Origin of the sequence: Litorilinea aerophila, from assembly GCF_006569185.2 — a bacterium.
Classification (GTDB): Bacteria; Chloroflexota; Anaerolineae; order Caldilineales; family Caldilineaceae; genus Litorilinea; species Litorilinea aerophila.
Window position 1 is genome coordinate 35,253 of the sequence record NZ_VIGC02000021.1, and the last position, 15,814, is coordinate 51,066.

At 64.4% G+C, this 15,814-nt stretch carries 14 protein-coding genes; 7 read left to right on the forward strand and 7 right to left on the reverse strand.

Annotated features, from left to right (window positions below; all coding sequences use genetic code 11):
- Positions 1-61 precede the first annotated feature (61 nt).
- Both FKZ61_RS15580 and FKZ61_RS15585 read left to right on the forward strand, forming a co-directional pair.
- On the forward strand, positions 62-1,858 hold the full coding sequence (locus FKZ61_RS15580) for an L-fucose isomerase (protein WP_141611115.1): 1,797 nt from the start codon (positions 62-64) through the stop codon (positions 1,856-1,858).
- 420 nt (positions 1,859-2,278) lie between these two features.
- On the forward strand, positions 2,279-2,992 hold the full coding sequence (locus FKZ61_RS15585) for an HAD family hydrolase (RefSeq protein WP_170199805.1): 714 nt from the start codon (positions 2,279-2,281) through the stop codon (positions 2,990-2,992).
- A gap of 31 nt (positions 2,993-3,023) precedes the next feature.
- On the opposite strand, the gene FKZ61_RS15590 is transcribed toward FKZ61_RS15585, so the two are convergent.
- The 3 genes from FKZ61_RS15590 to xseB all read right to left on the reverse strand — a co-directional run bounded on the left by FKZ61_RS15590 (position 3,024) and on the right by xseB (position 5,291).
- On the reverse strand, positions 3,024-4,361 hold the full coding sequence (locus FKZ61_RS15590) for a B12-binding domain-containing radical SAM protein (RefSeq protein ID WP_141611058.1): 1,338 nt from the start codon (positions 4,359-4,361) through the stop codon (positions 3,024-3,026).
- 232 nt (positions 4,362-4,593) lie between these two features.
- Positions 4,594-5,073 (reverse strand): divergent PAP2 family protein, encoded by a 480-nt coding sequence (locus FKZ61_RS15595; RefSeq protein ID WP_211358587.1) that lies wholly within the window; start codon positions 5,071-5,073, stop codon positions 4,594-4,596.
- The gene (xseB, locus tag FKZ61_RS15600) at positions 5,058-5,291 is read right to left on the reverse strand and encodes an exodeoxyribonuclease VII small subunit (RefSeq protein ID WP_141611059.1); all 234 of its coding nucleotides are present in this window, start codon (positions 5,289-5,291) and stop codon (positions 5,058-5,060) included. Before xseB ends, FKZ61_RS15595 begins: the two co-directional genes overlap by 16 nt.
- Positions 5,292-5,563: 272 nt before the next feature.
- On the opposite strand from xseB, the gene FKZ61_RS15605 reads away from it, so the two are divergent.
- Positions 5,564-6,472: a DUF309 domain-containing protein gene (locus FKZ61_RS15605; protein WP_170199807.1), complete on the forward strand. Its 909-nt coding sequence runs from the start codon at positions 5,564-5,566 to the stop codon at positions 6,470-6,472.
- Positions 6,473-6,495: 23 nt separating this feature from the next.
- Here the strand turns inward: FKZ61_RS15605 and FKZ61_RS15610 are convergent, their stop codons facing one another.
- Both FKZ61_RS15610 and FKZ61_RS15615 read right to left on the reverse strand, forming a co-directional pair.
- Positions 6,496-7,272 (reverse strand): SDR family oxidoreductase, encoded by a 777-nt coding sequence (locus FKZ61_RS15610; protein ID WP_141611061.1) that lies wholly within the window; start codon positions 7,270-7,272, stop codon positions 6,496-6,498.
- Positions 7,273-7,297: 25 nt separating this feature from the next.
- Complete coding sequence (locus FKZ61_RS15615; protein WP_141611062.1) at positions 7,298-8,473, reverse strand: polysaccharide deacetylase family protein; 1,176 nt, start codon at positions 8,471-8,473, stop codon at positions 7,298-7,300.
- Between the two features lie 515 nt (positions 8,474-8,988).
- On the opposite strand from FKZ61_RS15615, the gene FKZ61_RS15620 reads away from it, so the two are divergent.
- A complete protein-coding gene (locus tag FKZ61_RS15620) occupies positions 8,989-9,855 on the forward strand; it encodes a MurR/RpiR family transcriptional regulator (RefSeq protein WP_141611063.1) in 867 nt (288 codons plus the stop codon).
- Positions 9,856-9,915: 60 nt separating this feature from the next.
- Here FKZ61_RS15620 and FKZ61_RS15625 read toward each other — a convergent pair whose 3' ends face one another.
- Positions 9,916-11,436: a hypothetical protein gene (locus FKZ61_RS15625; protein WP_141611064.1), complete on the reverse strand. Its 1,521-nt coding sequence runs from the start codon at positions 11,434-11,436 to the stop codon at positions 9,916-9,918.
- Positions 11,433-13,502: an outer membrane protein assembly factor BamB family protein gene (locus FKZ61_RS15630; protein ID WP_211358588.1), complete on the reverse strand. Its 2,070-nt coding sequence runs from the start codon at positions 13,500-13,502 to the stop codon at positions 11,433-11,435. The genes FKZ61_RS15625 and FKZ61_RS15630 overlap by 4 nt, the downstream gene beginning before the upstream one ends.
- 329 nt (positions 13,503-13,831) lie before the next feature.
- On the opposite strand from FKZ61_RS15630, the gene FKZ61_RS15635 reads away from it, so the two are divergent.
- From FKZ61_RS15635 to FKZ61_RS15645, 3 genes are all read left to right on the forward strand, one after another.
- Positions 13,832-14,224 (forward strand): thioredoxin family protein, encoded by a 393-nt coding sequence (locus FKZ61_RS15635; RefSeq protein ID WP_141611066.1) that lies wholly within the window; start codon positions 13,832-13,834, stop codon positions 14,222-14,224.
- Positions 14,225-14,377: 153 nt separating this feature from the next.
- On the forward strand, positions 14,378-15,058 hold the full coding sequence (locus FKZ61_RS15640; RefSeq protein WP_229964279.1) for a Crp/Fnr family transcriptional regulator: 681 nt from the start codon (positions 14,378-14,380) through the stop codon (positions 15,056-15,058).
- 384 nt (positions 15,059-15,442) lie between these two features.
- A complete protein-coding gene (locus FKZ61_RS15645; RefSeq protein ID WP_141611067.1) occupies positions 15,443-15,721 on the forward strand; it encodes a 4Fe-4S dicluster domain-containing protein in 279 nt (92 codons plus the stop codon).
- Positions 15,722-15,814 lie beyond the last annotated feature (93 nt).

The window sequence follows — 15,814 nt, forward strand, 5'->3', positions numbered from 1 at the left end:
CATCGTTATTTTTACCATAATGAATTTCAAGGAGAACGTTCACATGGCCAACATCCAAAACATGGTGGTCAACCCGCCCCAAAATCGGCTCATCGGGGAGATGCCCAAGATCGGCATCCGTCCCACCATCGATGGCCGCCTGGGCGGTGTCCGGGAATCCCTGGAAGAACAGACCATGGCCATGGCCCGGGCCGTGGCCAACCTGCTCAGTGAAAATCTGCGCCACTACAACGGCCTGCCCGTAGAATGCGTCATCGCCGATACCACCATCGGCGGCGTGGCCGAAGCCGCCCGGACGGCCGAAAAGTTCCGCCGGGAAGGCGTAGGGGTTTCCATCACCGTGACCCCTTGCTGGTGTTACGGCTCTGAGACCATGGACATGGATCCGCTGATCCCCAAGGCTGTCTGGGGCTTTAACGGCACTGAGCGCCCTGGCGCCGTCTACCTGGCTGCGGTCTCCGCTGCCCACAACCAGAAGGGCCTGCCCGTCTTCAACATCTACGGCCGAGATGTCCAGGACGCGGGTGACACCTCCATTCCGGAGGATGTACAGGAGAAGCTGCTGCGCTTTGCCCGGGCCGGGCTGGCCGTGGCCAACATGCGGGGCAAGTCCTACCTGGCCATGGGCGGCGTCTCCATGGGCATCGCCGGCTCCATCGTGGATCACGCCTTCTTCGAACGCTACCTGGGCATGCGGGTGGAGACGGTTGACATGGTGGAGTTCGTGCGGCGCATGGAGCGGGGCATCTACGATCCCGAGGAGTTCCAACGGGCCCTGGCCTGGGTAAAGGAGAACTGCCGGGAAGGGAAGGACTACAACCCGCCGGAGAAACAGCAGAGCCGGGCCGAGAAGGATGAAGCCTGGGCCACCTCGGTCAAGATGGCCCTGATCGCCCGGGATCTGATGGTGGGGAACCCCCGTCTGGCCGAGCTGGGCTACGGCGAGGAAGCCCTGGGCCACAACGCGCTGGCCGCCGGCTTCCAGGGGCAGCGCCAGTGGACCGACCACCTGCCCAACGGTGACTTCCTGGAGGCCATCCTCAACTCTTCCTTCGACTGGAACGGCATCCGGCCGCCCTACATCGTGGCCACGGAAAACGATGCCCTCAACGGCGTCTCCATGCTCTTCGGCCATCTGCTTACCAACGCCGCCCAGGTCTTCGCCGATGTTCGCACCTATTGGAGCCCCGCGTCGGTGAAACGGGTCACCGGCTACGAGCTCACCGGCCGGGCCGCGGGTGGCATCCTCCACCTCATCAACTCGGGGCCGGCCGCGCTGGACGGCACCGGCGAGCAGAGCATCGACGGCAAGCCGGCGATGAAGCCCTACTGGGAGATTACGCCCGAGGAGGCCGGCAAATGTCTGGATGCCACCACCTGGCACGCGGGCATGCTGGAATACTTCCGGGGCGGCGGCTGGTCCACTCGCTTCCGCACCCGTGGGGATATGCCTGTGACCATGTGCCGCCTCAACCTGGTCCAGGGGCTGGGGCCGGCCATGCAGATCGCCGAAGGGTGGACGGTGGAGCTGCCCGACGAGGTGCACACCATCCTGGACGAGCGCACCAATCCCACCTGGCCCACCACCTGGTTTGTTCCCAACATCACCGGCAGCGGCCCCTTCCGGGATGTCTACACGGTGATGAACAACTGGGGCGCCAACCATGGGGCCATCAGCTACGGCCACATCGGCGCTGACCTCATCTCCCTGTGCGCCATGCTGCGCATTCCGGTGTACATGCACAACGTGCCGGAGGAGCGCATCTTCCGCCCCAGCGCCTGGACGGCCTTCGGGGCCAATGAGCCCATGGGCGCGGACTTCCGGGCCTGTGCCAATTTCGGCCCCCTCTACGGCTGAGCCAGGCCTGCCGCCAGGAAAGCTCACCTTCTGAATCGAAAGGCCCCGGTCCAGCTGGGTACCAAACCCTTGGACTGGGGCCTTTCGCGCGCGGCGCCTGGGGCTTGCCGGCTGGCCGACTTGTCCGTACAATGGCCAACCGGATCTGGGTTGGATCCCCAGATTTCACAGATGAACACAGAGTCAGTACTGCGCGATGGTGGCCCATTGGCGGAGGGAGCATCCTCAGATGGGACGCCGTCCCGTCTGGCCCGACTTCTGCGGATGCCGACTCCGCGTCGAAATCGTGAAAGACAGGGATGTGTTTTCAGCTCTCTCTGTGTCATCCGTGTCATCTGTGCCAATGTGTGAAATCTGTGGTTTCTACAGTGGCGTCATTTCAAACCGATTCGGAAAAAACGATCGCGAGGACAGAACATTGTGAGCGCCGTATTGTGGGATCTGGACGGCACCATTGCCGACACGGAGATATTGCATTTCCGGGCCTGGCGCGATGTCATGGCGCGCCACGGCGTGGCTTACGACTTTGCCACCTTTCAGGCCGGTTTCGGGCGGCCCAACAGTGAAATCTTGCCGGAGTTGCTGGGAGAGGAAGCCACGCCGGAGCGGGTGGCCCAGATCAGCGCGGAGAAGGAACGCCTGTTTCGGCGTCTGCTGCAGGAGGAAGGGGTGGAGCTGTTGCCGGGCGTCCAGGAGTGGCTGGAGCGCTTTCAGGCAGCCGGGGTGGCCCAGGTGATCAGCTCGTCGGGGCCCATGGCCAACATTGTGGCCACGGTGGCGTGCCTGGATATCGGGGACTTCTTCCGGGCCCTGTTGACCGGCGCAGTGCTGCCCCGGGGCAAACCGGACCCGGCCCTTTTTCTACTTTCCGCCGCGGCCGTGGGGGCGGAGCCCCAGGAGTGCCTGGTGCTGGAGGACAGCATCCACGGCATCCAGGCAGCCCGCCGGGCCGGCATGGCCAGCGTCGCTGTGGGAAAGCTCACCGCCACGCCAGAGCTGGCCGCCCTCCTGGAAGAGGAAGGGCCACCCACCCTGGCCGTGGCCAGCCTGGCCGATCTGACGTGGGAGCAATGCCAGCAGTTGTGGGCAGCGGCCCGTCTGGAAAAAGGCCCGGGGCGTCAAAGCGTCGGCTGATAAAGCCAATCGCCTAATCACCCAATCCCCATCACGTATTCCGATACGCGTACGTCCGCCGGTAGCCATAATCGGTGCTGAAGCTGCCGAAGGCCTTCTTCCCCACCTGGCTGAGGGGATAGCGCCACAGGGAGCGCAGTCCCCGGCGGGCAATCTGCCAAGGGCTGTAGGTCTTGCGGCAGAGCCAGTCGTAGGCCTCCCGGAGCTCGTCCACGGTGAAGTTCTTGGGCACAAAGGTCACGTGGGCCGTGTCGTAGTACTTCCACGGCATATCCAGGAGCCGGTTTTCCTGTTCCAGCTGCTTGCGGAAGGGCGTCTCTGGGAAGGGCGTCAGGATGGTGATGCTGACGCTGTCCAGCTCGCTGGTGCGGATGAAGTCCCACATGGCCTGGAAGGTGGCCGGCGTGTCCTCGTCAAAGCCCATGACAAAGAGGCCCACCACGCCCACGCCGGTCCCCCGGATGATGCGGATGGCCTCCTCCGCGCCGCTGGCCAGCCCCTTGGACTTGCCGCCCAGCTCCCGACGGTTGTCCGGGTTGACGCTCTCGAAGCCGATGAAGTGCTTGTCCAGGTGGGCGGCCCGGCTCATTTCCAGCAGCTCGGGATGCTTGGCAATGCTCATCTCCGACTGGCAGGTCCAGCCCTGGAGATCCAGCTTGCTGAGGGCCTCGAAGAGTTCGGCGCAGTAGTCCGGCGCGGTGGTGAAGTTCAGTCCGAAGTTGTCGTCGGTGAGGAAGAAGCGCTTGATCCCGCGGCGCTGGATCTCGTCCACCACCTCCTCCACCGGGCGCAGGCGCATTCGCCGGCCGCTGACCCGGATGGCCGTGCAGAAGGAGCAGTTGCGGGGGCAGCCCCGGGTAATCTCCAGGTAGGGGGTCCAGTAGTTTTTGTTTTCGTCCACCATCTGGATAACCCGGTCGGTGATGGTGGCGATGCCGTCCAGGTTGGCCCACTCTTCGTCCCGGTAGACGGGCTTCATCCCTTTGATGCCCTCGGCGGCGAAATCCTGGATGAGCTGCTGCCAGGTGAAGTAGCCTTCACCCACCATGGTGCTGTGGGCAAAGGTCTGGACATGTTCCGGCAGCAGCGTGGCGTGGACGCCGCCGATGGCGACGCCGGCCCCCTGCTGCATGGCCCGGCGGGCGATGACCTCGGCCCGGTCGATGTCGGTGGTCATGGCCGAGATGCCCACCAGGTCGCCCTCCCGCAGGGTGTCCAGTGGCAGATCGTAGAGGTTTTCATCCCAGATTTCCACGGGGATTTCCTCGGGCACCAGCGAGGCCAGGCGCATCAAGGTGTATGGGGAGCCAGGGGCCTTGCCGAAGATGCGGCCATCACGTTTGGGTCGAATTAAGACAACACGTCGCATAATTCCTCCACTGTCGCTACGATTGCGCAATTGACCACGAACGGTGATATGCCCGACGAGCACAATACTCACCGCGACAGGGATGCCCACCAACTTGCGCTGGTGCCCATCCTGTGTTTAAAAAAATAAAAGAGACCTTCCCTTGCCGCGCGCCAATCAGGTGCCCATCATACCATAGAGAGAATGACTGGCCAAGGATTAATCTGAATTGTTTGATAAAAATTCCCGGCCGTCACCTGCCCCCGGCGAAGTAGGGAAGGACCAACAGGGTGTAGACAAAACCCAGGATAGCCCCCACGATGACCTCGGTGGGGGTGTGCCCCAAAAGTTCCTTGAGCTCCTGTTCGCTGATAGGCTGACCGCTGAACAGCTCCCGCACGATCTGGTTGACCACCCGGGCCTGTTTGCCACTCTCCTGGCGGACCCCACGGGCATCGTACATCACGATCAGGGCGAAGACGGTGGAGACGGCAAAGAGCGCGCTGTCCAGCCCCTCCCGCAGGCCCACGGCCGTCGCCAGGCTGGTCACCATGGCCGAGTGGCTGCTGGGCATCCCCCCGGTGCGCACCAGCACGTGGAGGTCAAAGTCGCCCTCCCGGATCCACTCGTAGATAAATTTGAACAGTTGGACCCCGGCCATGGCGCTGATGGGAATCCACAACATGGGATTGGCCCAGAGCGCGTCGACCACGGTGTTCAGCTCTCTTGCCATTCTTCCAACGGGACTGTTTCGTCGTTCGGCTGCCACTGGCGAACCCGCAGCTCCGCTTCGTCCAGTTTGCGGGTGCAATACGCGGCCAGGGTCGCGCCCAGCTCGTAGAGGGACAGGGTCTCTTCCAGGGGCAGATCGCCGTTTTCCAGCGCCGCCAAAATCTCTTCCAGGCGGGCAAACGCCTCTTCGTAGGTGGGTTCAGATTGTGTTTGACTCATCGCTGCTCACTAGCCTTCCTGGCTCCCGCCATGGGGTCTTGGTTTCCCGGTCGCCTCGCCCTTCAACGGATATATGCTTCTGCATGTCAAGATCAGTATACCAAAAGAGCAGTATACCAAAAGAACGTGCAAAACCAGGAACCCTGTGGGGCTGATTCCATCGCGGGGGCGGGGGAGTTGTGCGCCAGGTTCGCCTTGTGTTACGGTATACTTGTCGTTACGCTGTTTGCTGCACGTGTGATCCGATCTGACTGTTGCCGGGAGAAATGCCCATGTGCCCATCCCAGCCATCCCACCAACGAGACACCGCTAGAGATGACCGGCCAGCCGGCCAGGATGAGGCCGCGTCCACTTTGCCGCCGGCTCCTCCGCCGACTGTCGTCTGCCTGGAGCCAGATCTCTTCTTCGCCGCCCGGCTGGAGGATGTGATCCGGGCCGCGGGGGGAAAACCGGTGACGGTGGAGACGCCCGAGGCCTTCGTGGCAGCCGTGGACCGGACCTTTCCCGTCCTGGCCCTGGTGGATCTGAACACACCCGGCGACTGGTACCGGGCCATCGAACGCTGCAAGATCCGCCCCCACACCCGCCAGGTGCCCATCTACGCCTTCGGCAGCCATGTGGATGTGGAGACCCTGAAGGCCGCCCGGCGGGCCGGCGCCGACCACGCCTGGGCCCGCAGCCGCATGATGGAGCAGCTGGTGGACGTGGTCACCCGGCACGTGCAGCCGCCCGTGCGCTACCCCGAAGGCTGGGACGATGTGCTCCCCGAGGAAGCCCGGGCCGGGGTGGAAGCGTTCAACCAGGGCCACTTCTTCGAGCAGCACGAGCACTTTGAGGAGGCCTGGCTGGCCGAACCCCGACCGATTCGGGAGATGTATCAGGGGATCCTTCAGGTAGGAGTAGCCTTTCTCCTGATCCAGCGGGGCAAATGGAACGGCGCCCTCAAGATGTTCCGGCGGGGATTGCCCCGCCTGCGAGGCCTGCCCGACGTCTGTCAGGGCATCCACATCGGCAAGCTACGGGCCCAGGCAGAGGCCATCCACCGGGAGATCACCGCCCTGGGGCCGAAGCGCCTGGCCGAATTCGACCCGGCCCGCTTCCCGAAGATCGAGCTGGTGGCGCAGGCCGGCCCGGAGTCCACGTCCACCGCCCCGGAATCTCCGCCCGCCCAGGGTGAGTAGGCCCGTTCCTGCTGCCCAGGCGGTTATCCCTGGGCCAACAGGCCGTAGCCCCCATCGATCTCGATGATCTGCCCCACGATCATGGCGGCCTGGTCACTGCACAACCAGGCCACCACCTGCCCCACATCTTCCGGCGTCACCAGACGGCCTGCCGGCGTGGCCCGGACCGCCCTCTCCAGCATCTCATCCTTGTTGGGAAAGAAATCCAGCGCATCGGTCTCCACGAAGCCGGGGCTGACCCCGTTGACGGTGATACCGTCTGGCGCCAGCTCCACGGCCAGGTAGCGGGTCAGGGCCTCCAGCGCGGCCTTGCTGATGCCCACCACGCCGTAGTGGGGGATCACCCGCCGGCTGCCGGCGCTGGTCACCGTGATGACCCGGCCCCAGCCGCGCTGGCGCATGGCGGGCGCCGCACTCTGAACGGCGGCCAGGACGCTGCGTACGTTGATGTTGAACGTCCAGTCCCAGGCCTTGGCCTCCAGCTCCAGGGCCGGCCGTAGGGTCCCGCTGGCCGCATTGGCCACGAAGATGTCCACGCTGCCGAAGCGATCCATCACCTCGGCCACCAGCTGGCGGGCCGCTTCCTCCCGGGCCAGGTTGGCCCGAAAGGCTGCGCTCTGGACGCCGTGGGCCATCACCGCCTGGACTGTCTCCTCGGCCTCCGGGCGCCTGCGGGCGAAGTGGACGGCCACATTGCAGCCCTGGGCGGCCAGGGCTAAGGCGATGCCCCGGCCGATGCCCCGGCTACTGCCGGTGACCAGGGCCGTTTTACCGTCAAGGGGCGCTGTCGATGGTGGCATGGCATTCCACTCCCTTCAGCCCAGCCTACCAGTCCAGGGCCAGCAGGCGCAGGAGCTCCTGGGGCGTGGTGGTTCCCCGCACCCGGACCCGGCGCAGTTCGAAAAGGTTGTCGCTGCGGTGGGTGGCTCCCTGGATGGTGGTGAGGCCGGCCCAGTAGTTGGCGCTGCGGAAAATGTCGATGGTCCGCTGATCGTAGTCGCCGGCCGGGTAGGAGACGAAGCGAGGCCGGACGCCCAGCTCGTACTCGATGGTCTCCAGGCTCCCCAGCGCCTGCCAGACCAGGTAGTCGTCATCTTTGCCCTTGAGGCTGATATGGTTGCGGCCGTGGGACTCGATGGACATGCCCGCCGCGTACATTTCCCGGGCCATGTCCCAGGTCAGGTACTCGGGGCGCTGTTCATCGATGAAGTCGGTGACCACGAAGAAGGTGGCGATCATGCCCCGTTCCCGCAGGCGGGGAAACGCGTTTTCGTAGTTGTCCCGGTAGCCGTCGTCAAAGGTGAGGATGACCGGCTTCTCTGGCAGGGGAGCGCCCTGGGTCAAGTGGGCGATCAGGTCATAGAGGCTGATGGTGGTGTAGCCGGCCTCCTGGATGGCGTCCAGGTGGGCAGCGAAGTCCTCAGGCTTCACCGAAAGATCCTGCCGGTAGATGTCTGCGCCGGGCGGTGGCACGCTGATGTAGTGGTACATGAGGATGGGCACCCGGACTGTGCGCACCACGCCGTCTGGGGTGGGCTCCATCGGGGGCGTGGGCGATGGCAGGGGCGTCGGGGTGGGCGTGGGCAACAGGACGACTGTCGGCGGCGTGGGGTGACCAGGGACTGGGCTGGCCAGGGCCGTGGCCACCTGGGGCACCGCCAGCTGGAGCAGCGCAGTCAACGGCAGGGTAGCGGTGGTGCTGGCGGTGGCCGTGAGGGGGCTGCCGGCGGCAAGGGAGGGTGTGGGTAGCGGCGAATCTGCCACATGGGTGGGGGTGTCGGCAGGCGCTGTCGCTGCCGTTGCCGTCGGTGTCTGGGTCGGCCTGGGTGTACGGGTCGGCGTGGCGGACGGCCGGGGCGTCCTGGTGCTGGTCGGCGAGGGCGTTGCCTGGACCTGGGCCGAGCGGGCCGGCGTGGCGGTTGACCTGGGCATGGCAGCCGCCCGGGAGCCACAGCCCGCCATCAACAGGGCTATGGCCAGGAAGAGCACGGGCACGAGCATACGCCGGCGCCCACAGTCCAGACCTTCGGATTGGATGGATCTTCCAGAATATCCCTGTGCCATGGCTGCAATGGTATCATGGGGGACAGGCTTGAGCAATTTCAACGTCCAGTTTTCGATGGCAAGATCCGGATGCCCGCCGCTCCTGCGGGCGCCCTCGACAATCTATTGTTCATTGGTGGCTTGGGTTGACATGGCAGATTGTCTAAACTATACTGGTTGGACAATTCAGTGCACTTCCATGGCAGTTTACCGGCCCTTGGGCGATGCGGTTGACTGCCATGCCTTTTGTATTGCGCACCGTCTACGCGACGAATTGCTCGCCCGCCCGCCGGGATTGGCCGGCATCTGGTAAATCCCGGCAGAAATGCGCCAGAGCGTTTCCACCAGAGACCGGGTGGCCGCATCTCCACACTTCTGCCAGGGGATTTACGCCAGGCTGGCCAGAGGGGGGGCCCGTCGACCATCATCGTTCCGAAGCAATTCAAGTCTGACCAGTTGGATTTGGGGGATCCATGTACAGGGAAAAGATCCGCGAGTATTATGATCACCTGAGCCGCAGTTACCGCAAGGTTGCCGATTTCATCCTGAGCAACTACTACGAAGTGTCGTTCATGACTGCGGCCCAGTTGGCATACTCGGTCGGAGTGGATACCACAACCGTCGTGCGCTTTTCACAGCGGCTGGGCTACAACGGTTATCCGGAGCTGCTGAACGACATTCGTGAACAGGTCAAGGCGGAGATTTACGCCGCCTACGAACCTCGAGCCCTCTCGCCGGAGGATCCGGCCAGCGCCTTTAAAGATCGGGCCGAACAGGAGCAACACAACCTGAAACAGATGTTGATCCACAATCCCCCTGACCACGTACGACGGGTGGCTGCCATGTTGGAGCAGGCCCGCCATATCGTGCTCATCGCCGAGGGCTACGCCAACACCGTCGCCGAAATGGCTGCCGAGCAGCTCCGCCATCGGGGCATTTCGGCCGAGGCCGCCGCGGACGATCCGGTGCGGCTGGCTGGGACGCTCCTCAGCCTGACGCCCGACATGCTGGTGGTGGGCATCAGTGCCACAGAGTACGGTGAAAATGTGGCCAACGCCCTGGCCTACGCCCGCACCCGAGGTTGTGCCACCCTGGGCATCGTGGGCTCCCTGGCCAGCCCCGTCAACCGCATGTCCGACCAGGTGATGTACGCACCCACCGATGTGGCCGGCCCCTTGCCCAGTATCGTCGCTCTGGTGGCCGCCCTTTCCGCCCTGGTCCAGGTGGCCAGCAAGGACAGCCCCCAGTCGGTGGATGCGCGCCTGGAAGAGTTCAACCGGATCTACGAATTTTTGACCCGCCGGGAAGTGGAGCTGGACGCCCTGGAGAGTGAGCAGTAGCGGCCGGTTCATCCTCGGTGGGGCGCACACACGTTGGCCCAGAGCAGCAGGCGCCGGATCCTACGATCCGGCGCCTTTTCTTTGGGGCATTGGCGGGATCCTTCCTGGCGGTGCTGTTTCCCGTGCCTTTGCCGGCGTTGGCCCGGCGGCCATCCAGGGCTCCTCCCGGGCCAGGATGCCCACCGCCAGGAAAGCCAGGATGTATCCCAGGTAATTCTCGTTGAGGAAGCGGCTGACGTAGAAGAAGCCCAAGAGGAACAGCCCGTAGTGCCAGCACCCCTGGGCCAGGGTGTTGTCCCGCAGCTGCCGGTGGATTAGCCAGGCCAGGAGCGGCACAGCCACCAGCAGCTCTGGAATCCAGAACGGCCAGTACGCAAAGCGATCCGGGACCAGCCCTAGCGCCAGCACGAAGTTGCTGGCGCCCCAGCCCCAGATCTGGTAGCCGGTTTCTCCCTGGCCGCTGCTCCAGCGCCACACGTCGTCGTAGAGGGCAGCGGCGTCCCACGCCAGGTAGGGGACGATGAGCAGCCCGAAGATCGCCAGGGCCGGCGCGGCCCGCCGAAGCAGGGTAGGGATCGCCCGTAGTACCTCTCGCCAGCCGCCCCCTGTCACCTCGGGCCCCACCAGCAGCAGCCCATAGAAAGGGGCCATGAACCAGGCCGTGGGTTTGCTGGCGCAGGCCAGCCCAAACAGGATGGCCGACAGGGCTACCAGCCCAGGCGCATGGACGCCGGCCCGCTGGCGCTCCTGCCAGCGATGCCAGGCCACCAGGCTGAAGAGGAGCCAGCTCAGGACAAAGACATCGTTCTGGCCAAAGATGACGTCCAGGGCCATCATGGGGTTGAGGCCAAGGAGCGCCACCAGGGCCAACTGCCGCCGGGGTGTACTGGCCAGCCGGGGCGCCAGGGCCAGGGCCAGGGCCAGCAGCGCCAGATAGACCAGCCGCTGGTCATACAGCCCCACGGCCCACCCCAGGGCTGCAAAGGGCGTGCTGAAGATGAAGGTCCAGGGCAGGTAGGGGTAGTGGTAGAGGGCGGTGCGATACTGGCTGAAGCCCCACTCGGCCATGGGCGTCTCCACGTAGTCCTCCCGGTACGGGTTTTTGCCCTGCCAGAAGTAGGTGATGGCCGCTTCGGTCTGGATGACGCCGCCGTCGTGGGTGTAGCTGGCCGGGCCATGGGCCGCGCGCAGGGCAATCAGCTTGCCCGTGGGGAGGAACACGGCTGTGGCCAGGATGGCCACCAGCAGCATCCACTTCAGGCGTACCTGCACCCGCCCCCGGGCTGCCAGATCCACCACCAGATAGCCCAGCAGGAAGCCCAGGGTCAGCGCGTGCAAGAGTAGACCCACCGGATCGCCCGGTCGCGGCCCGATCTCCCCCATGGCCTGCTTGCCCGCCTCGGGGAGCAGGCGCCCCAGCAGGGGGTGCTGCCACACGTCCTGGACCCGGTTGGGCAGGGCTGCGGCTTCGGCCAGCCCGGTGATCTGCAGCAGGGCAATGACCAGAAGGGCCAGCAGCAGAGCATCCCAGCCGGGCAGCCCCTGGCGCGCCGGCCCCTTCGTCTCCGTGGGTTGGCTCATCCGTTTCCTCGCAGTGCGTAAAGACCACCGTCCGTGCCCGGGATGAAGATCCACGCGCCGCTGATGGCCGGGGCATTGCTGACCGTGGAGGCCACAATGGCGCTGTGGATGGGGCTGCCGGTGGTCGCGTTGAAATATTGCACTTCCCCCCCCTGGGTCACGGTGATGACCATGTCCTGACCCACCAGGGGGCCGCCCAACACCGCGCCGGCCACGTTGTTGCGCCAGAGCTCGGCCCCATCCAGGCGAGAGAGCGCCACCACATAGCCGTTGCCAGCCGCGTAGACGGCTACCGGGCTGACGGCCAGGCCGGTGATGGGCTGGCCCAGCGCCCGATTCCAGAGCTCGTCGCCCGTGTTGGCGTCCAGCGACCGGACGACGTTGTTGGCGTCGGCCACATAGAGCTCGGCCAGCCGCCGGACGCCCGGCCGGTGATACACCGGCGGCGCGGTGACACTGGCCACCGCCGGCTGCGTCCAGACGACCTCAAAGTCGCTGATGTCCAGGGCCTGGATGGTGTTGGCCCCCAGGTAGACCAGCTGGTCGCCCACGGTGGGGTATTGGGGAGGGGCACCTGCCACTTCGTGGGCGTACGTTCGATTCAGGTTACGCAAATCCAGGGCAAAGAGCCGCCAGGAGCTCTCCTGGCCCACCCCGACCAGCAGGGTATCGCTGATGATGTTGATGCCCGTGACGGGGGGAGCCGGCAGGGGATATTGGTTGATCTCGCGAGCCTGGTTGCCCTGATCCTCCAACATCCGCAGCTGTCCCAGGCTGTCCGCCACGTAGATCACCCCCTGGTGGATGGCCGGAGCGACGGAGGCCACCGCCTGTCCCAGGTTGAAGCGCCAGCGCTGATTGCCGTTGATTCGGTCGAAGCTGTAGAGGTGGTGATCGTTGCTGGCCACCATTACACTGGAGCCAGAGACCAGGACCGGTGAGCTCAACGTCTGGGCCGCCTGGGCCAGGACTGGCCAGGCAAAGCTGACGGGCGGATTGGGGACCCGGGGCAAGAGGCCGGTGGCGTGGGCGTCGTAGCGCCAGCGGGGAAAGTCGTTTTCAGGGATGGCCGTGGGCGTGGGCAAGGGATAGAGGAAGGATGGCGCCGGCTGGACGTTCAGCCAGCGCACGTCCTGCACGTCCGCGTCTTCAGGCGCGCCGGGGCCCAGGTCGGCGTCTGCTGGAATGTCCACGTACGCCTGGCGGACCCAGCCAGGTTCGTTGTTGGCGACACAACAGACGTAGACCCATTCACCGCTGGGGCTTCGGCCCAGCAGCCGGATCTCCTGGTTCGCGACCAGGGTGCCGGTGACGGTGTAGATGTTGCTGGGGCCGATGCGCAGGCTGGTATCCTGGCTGCGAACCCGGGCTGGGAGGCTGGCCACGGTGAACGGCACCGGCGTGGGCGAGGGGGTCGGGGTGGCCGTGGGCTCCACGATGGCCGGTGTCGGCGTGGGCAGCTCTGGCGTTGGGGTAGGTGTCGGCGTCCAGGTGGGCTCTTCTGGCGGGGGCGTGGGCGTCTCCACCGGCGAAGGGGGCGGGGTGGCCGTGGCGACGATACCGCCCGATTCGTTGGAGATGACCGGCAAGATCACCTGGTTGGCCGGCGTGGGGCTGTTCTCCGGGAGCGGCAGGGTGGCCGTTGGCGACAGGGTCGGCGTGGCACCGTCGGAGGAGATGACCGGGATCATGAGCTGGACAGTGGTGGGGGTGGCTGTGGCCACAGGGGACGTGGCTGGCCGGGTCCCGGCCAGGGCCGCCTCGTAGGCCACCTGGGTCAGCAAGTCCTGGGCCAGGTTGGTGGCCCGGAAGTCCGGTGTGGGGGTGGCGGGTGGGCGCCGGGTGGCCGTGGGGGTGGGCGTGGGACCCCACACCAGACGGGATTCCACCGCCCAGAGCATGGCGCCCAGGCCGGCCAGCACCAACAGGGCCACCAGTACGCTCACGGTGAGGATCTCCGCGGTGCGGTCGGGTGGTCGGGGACGCCGGCGTCGTCGGCCTTGGGGGCGCCTTTTCCCTTCCGGCGTGGGTGCACCGGTGGGCGGACGATAGGGATCGGTGGTCATGATGGCATTGTAACCAGAAACAGGAGGCTGGCAAAACGGCGGCCATCCACCCAAAATTTGCCGACGGCTTGCTTTTTCCGCCATGCGGTTTATAATGGAGCCCGAGAGGGAGCCGTTTCACAGGATGCACTGCACCCCCTGGCGTAAGGTGGGTCACAGAGGGACCACTCCCTTCTGTAGTACGCTGCCGCCAGTGACAGTGATGTAGATTACGCATCTTTGCGTGATAGAGATCCAGGCACCTCTGGCACACACTCGAGCATACAACGGTGCAACCAGACCTACTGTGCGTGGTAGGGGCGCAGTTCCTGTGAGGAGATTCGATTCGCATGGCACAAGAGCGCAGCGGATGTGCGCATGGGTCGCGGCAGGAGGTGGACGAGGGTGGGGTGGATCGGGAGGCCGTTTCCTCCCCGGCGGCTGAGGGCCCATCTGCCGACATCCTGGCAGGCGAGCCCCATCTCGGCCGCCGGCCCGTTTTCGTAACGATCTACGTGGCGGAGCACTGTGAGACCTGTCACTATGCCCATGAAGTCGCCAACCTGATCCGTACCCACTACCCCCAGGTCACGTTGCGGGTCGTGGATATTGAGCATACGGACGAGGTCATCCCGGAAGCGGTGTTTGCCATCCCAACCTATCTGCTCAATGGCAAAGTCTGGTCGTTGGGCAATCCCTCCACCGAAAAGGTGATGGAGACGTTGAATCAATTGGTCCGATAGATCGTAGATCCTGGCAGAAACCGGTCGATGGCGTCCGTGATTTCGTAGATCCGGTATGGAAACCGGATTCACATGGAATCGTGTCATTATCCGGGAGTAACCCGTTGTGACATGCAGGAGCAAAGGGTGAGCGTGAAAAGCGATGAAAAATCCGTGGTGACACAACCCGCGGAAAAGATGCGTTACCTCTCCGAGCTGACGGTCTTTCAGGATCTGACGCCCCGAGAGATGGAGGAACTGAACCGGATCACCACCATGAGTACGGTGCCTCGGGGACGGGTCTTCTACCGGCCCGAGGAGCCGGGGGAAGTGTTGTTCATCCTCAAAGAGGGGCGCGTCCAGCTCTACCGGATCAGCCCGGAGGGCAAGAAGCTGGTCATTACCACCCTGGGACCCCACACCCTGTTTGGGGAGATGGCCCTGCTGGGCACCAAGATGCACAACACCTTTGCCGAGGCGGTGGACGACTGCCTCATCTGCGTCATGAGCCGGACGGACCTGGAGCGTCTGATCCTGAACAAGCCCCAGGTTGCCCTGCGCCTGTTGGAGATTACCGGCAAGCGCCTGCGGGAGGCGGAAGAGCGCCTGGAAAACATGGCGTTCAAAGGGATTCCAGCCCGGCTGGCCAGCCTGTTGCTGCGCCTGGCGGAAGAGCAGGGCAGCAACGAAATCGTGGGTCTGACCCACCAGGATCTGGCCGAAAGTGTGGGCACCTATCGGGAGACGGCCACCCAGGTGCTCAACGAGCTCAAATCCCAGGGACTGATCGAGATCGGGCGCAAGCGGATTAAGATCCTGGACATGGAAGGGCTGGCCGAAGTGGCCGAGTCGTGAATGGAGGCTGGATTGGCGAAATTTTGCCCAGACAGTTGACAATTGCCAGAAAGCCAGTTACAATCGAAGCCATATCAGTTTGTGCAAAGTGTAACAGAGTCCCTTTTTGATTACACTTGCAAACCAGTGCCGGTGTTCGATAGTTGCCGTTGCCTCGACCCTTTGAAGCCTGACCAGGTGCGCCCTCGCGGCGTCCCTGCCATCGAGCCGTAGCCATCGGTCACTCTTCCCTCTTGGGACATTGTTGTGGCGGATGGCAGGTGGCCGAAGTGGCCCTGGATGAAACGCTCCTGAGGGATGGGCCCAGGCGCCGTGGGGGGATGGACAGGGCCCCGTTGAGCAGCAGCAATGTTCGCCAACCACGTAACACAGGAGGTTTCTTAGATGACCCATGTGATTTTCGATCTGTGCATTCGCGATGGCGCATGCGCGGAAGTGTGCCCGGTGGAGTGCATCGTCCCCGGCCAGCCCGAGGACGAATGGCCCTGGTACTACATCGATCCGGAAACGTGCATCGACTGTGGCGCCTGTGTGCCCGAGTGCCCTGTGGAAGCCATTCTGCCTGAAGAGGACCTGCCCGAGGAATACGCCTACTGTGCGGAGCTGAACGCCCTCTTCTTCACCGAAGGCCCCGGCTACGCCGCCCTCGAAATGGGTTCCTGACCCAGGCTGATTTCCATGTCCGTCAACTGAATGAAAAACCTCTGCCAAGGCGGAGGTTTTTTTTTGGACATCACCAACCGTCACAACAGCAGG

Coding starts and splice junctions, on each gene's coding strand:
- FKZ61_RS15590 (WP_141611058.1), bottom strand. CDS start 4,361: ATGCGACGTGTTGTCTTAATTCGACCCAAACGTGATGGCCGCATCTTC.
- FKZ61_RS15605 (WP_170199807.1), top strand. CDS start 5,564: ATGTGCCCATCCCAGCCATCCCACCAACGAGACACCGCTAGAGATGAC.
- FKZ61_RS15615 (WP_141611062.1), bottom strand. CDS start 8,473: ATGCTCGTGCCCGTGCTCTTCCTGGCCATAGCCCTGTTGATGGCGGGC.
- FKZ61_RS15610 (WP_141611061.1), bottom strand. CDS start 7,272: ATGCCACCATCGACAGCGCCCCTTGACGGTAAAACGGCCCTGGTCACC.
- xseB (WP_141611059.1), bottom strand. CDS start 5,291: ATGAGTCAAACACAATCTGAACCCACCTACGAAGAGGCGTTTGCCCGC.
- FKZ61_RS15595 (WP_211358587.1), bottom strand. CDS start 5,073: ATGGCAAGAGAGCTGAACACCGTGGTCGACGCGCTCTGGGCCAATCCC.
- FKZ61_RS15635 (WP_141611066.1), top strand. CDS start 13,832: ATGGCACAAGAGCGCAGCGGATGTGCGCATGGGTCGCGGCAGGAGGTG.
- FKZ61_RS15645 (WP_141611067.1), top strand. CDS start 15,443: ATGACCCATGTGATTTTCGATCTGTGCATTCGCGATGGCGCATGCGCG.
- FKZ61_RS15625 (WP_141611064.1), bottom strand. CDS start 11,436: ATGAGCCAACCCACGGAGACGAAGGGGCCGGCGCGCCAGGGGCTGCCC.
- FKZ61_RS15630 (WP_211358588.1), bottom strand. CDS start 13,502: ATGACCACCGATCCCTATCGTCCGCCCACCGGTGCACCCACGCCGGAA.
- FKZ61_RS15580 (WP_141611115.1), top strand. CDS start 62: ATGGTGGTCAACCCGCCCCAAAATCGGCTCATCGGGGAGATGCCCAAG.
- FKZ61_RS15620 (WP_141611063.1), top strand. CDS start 8,989: ATGTACAGGGAAAAGATCCGCGAGTATTATGATCACCTGAGCCGCAGT.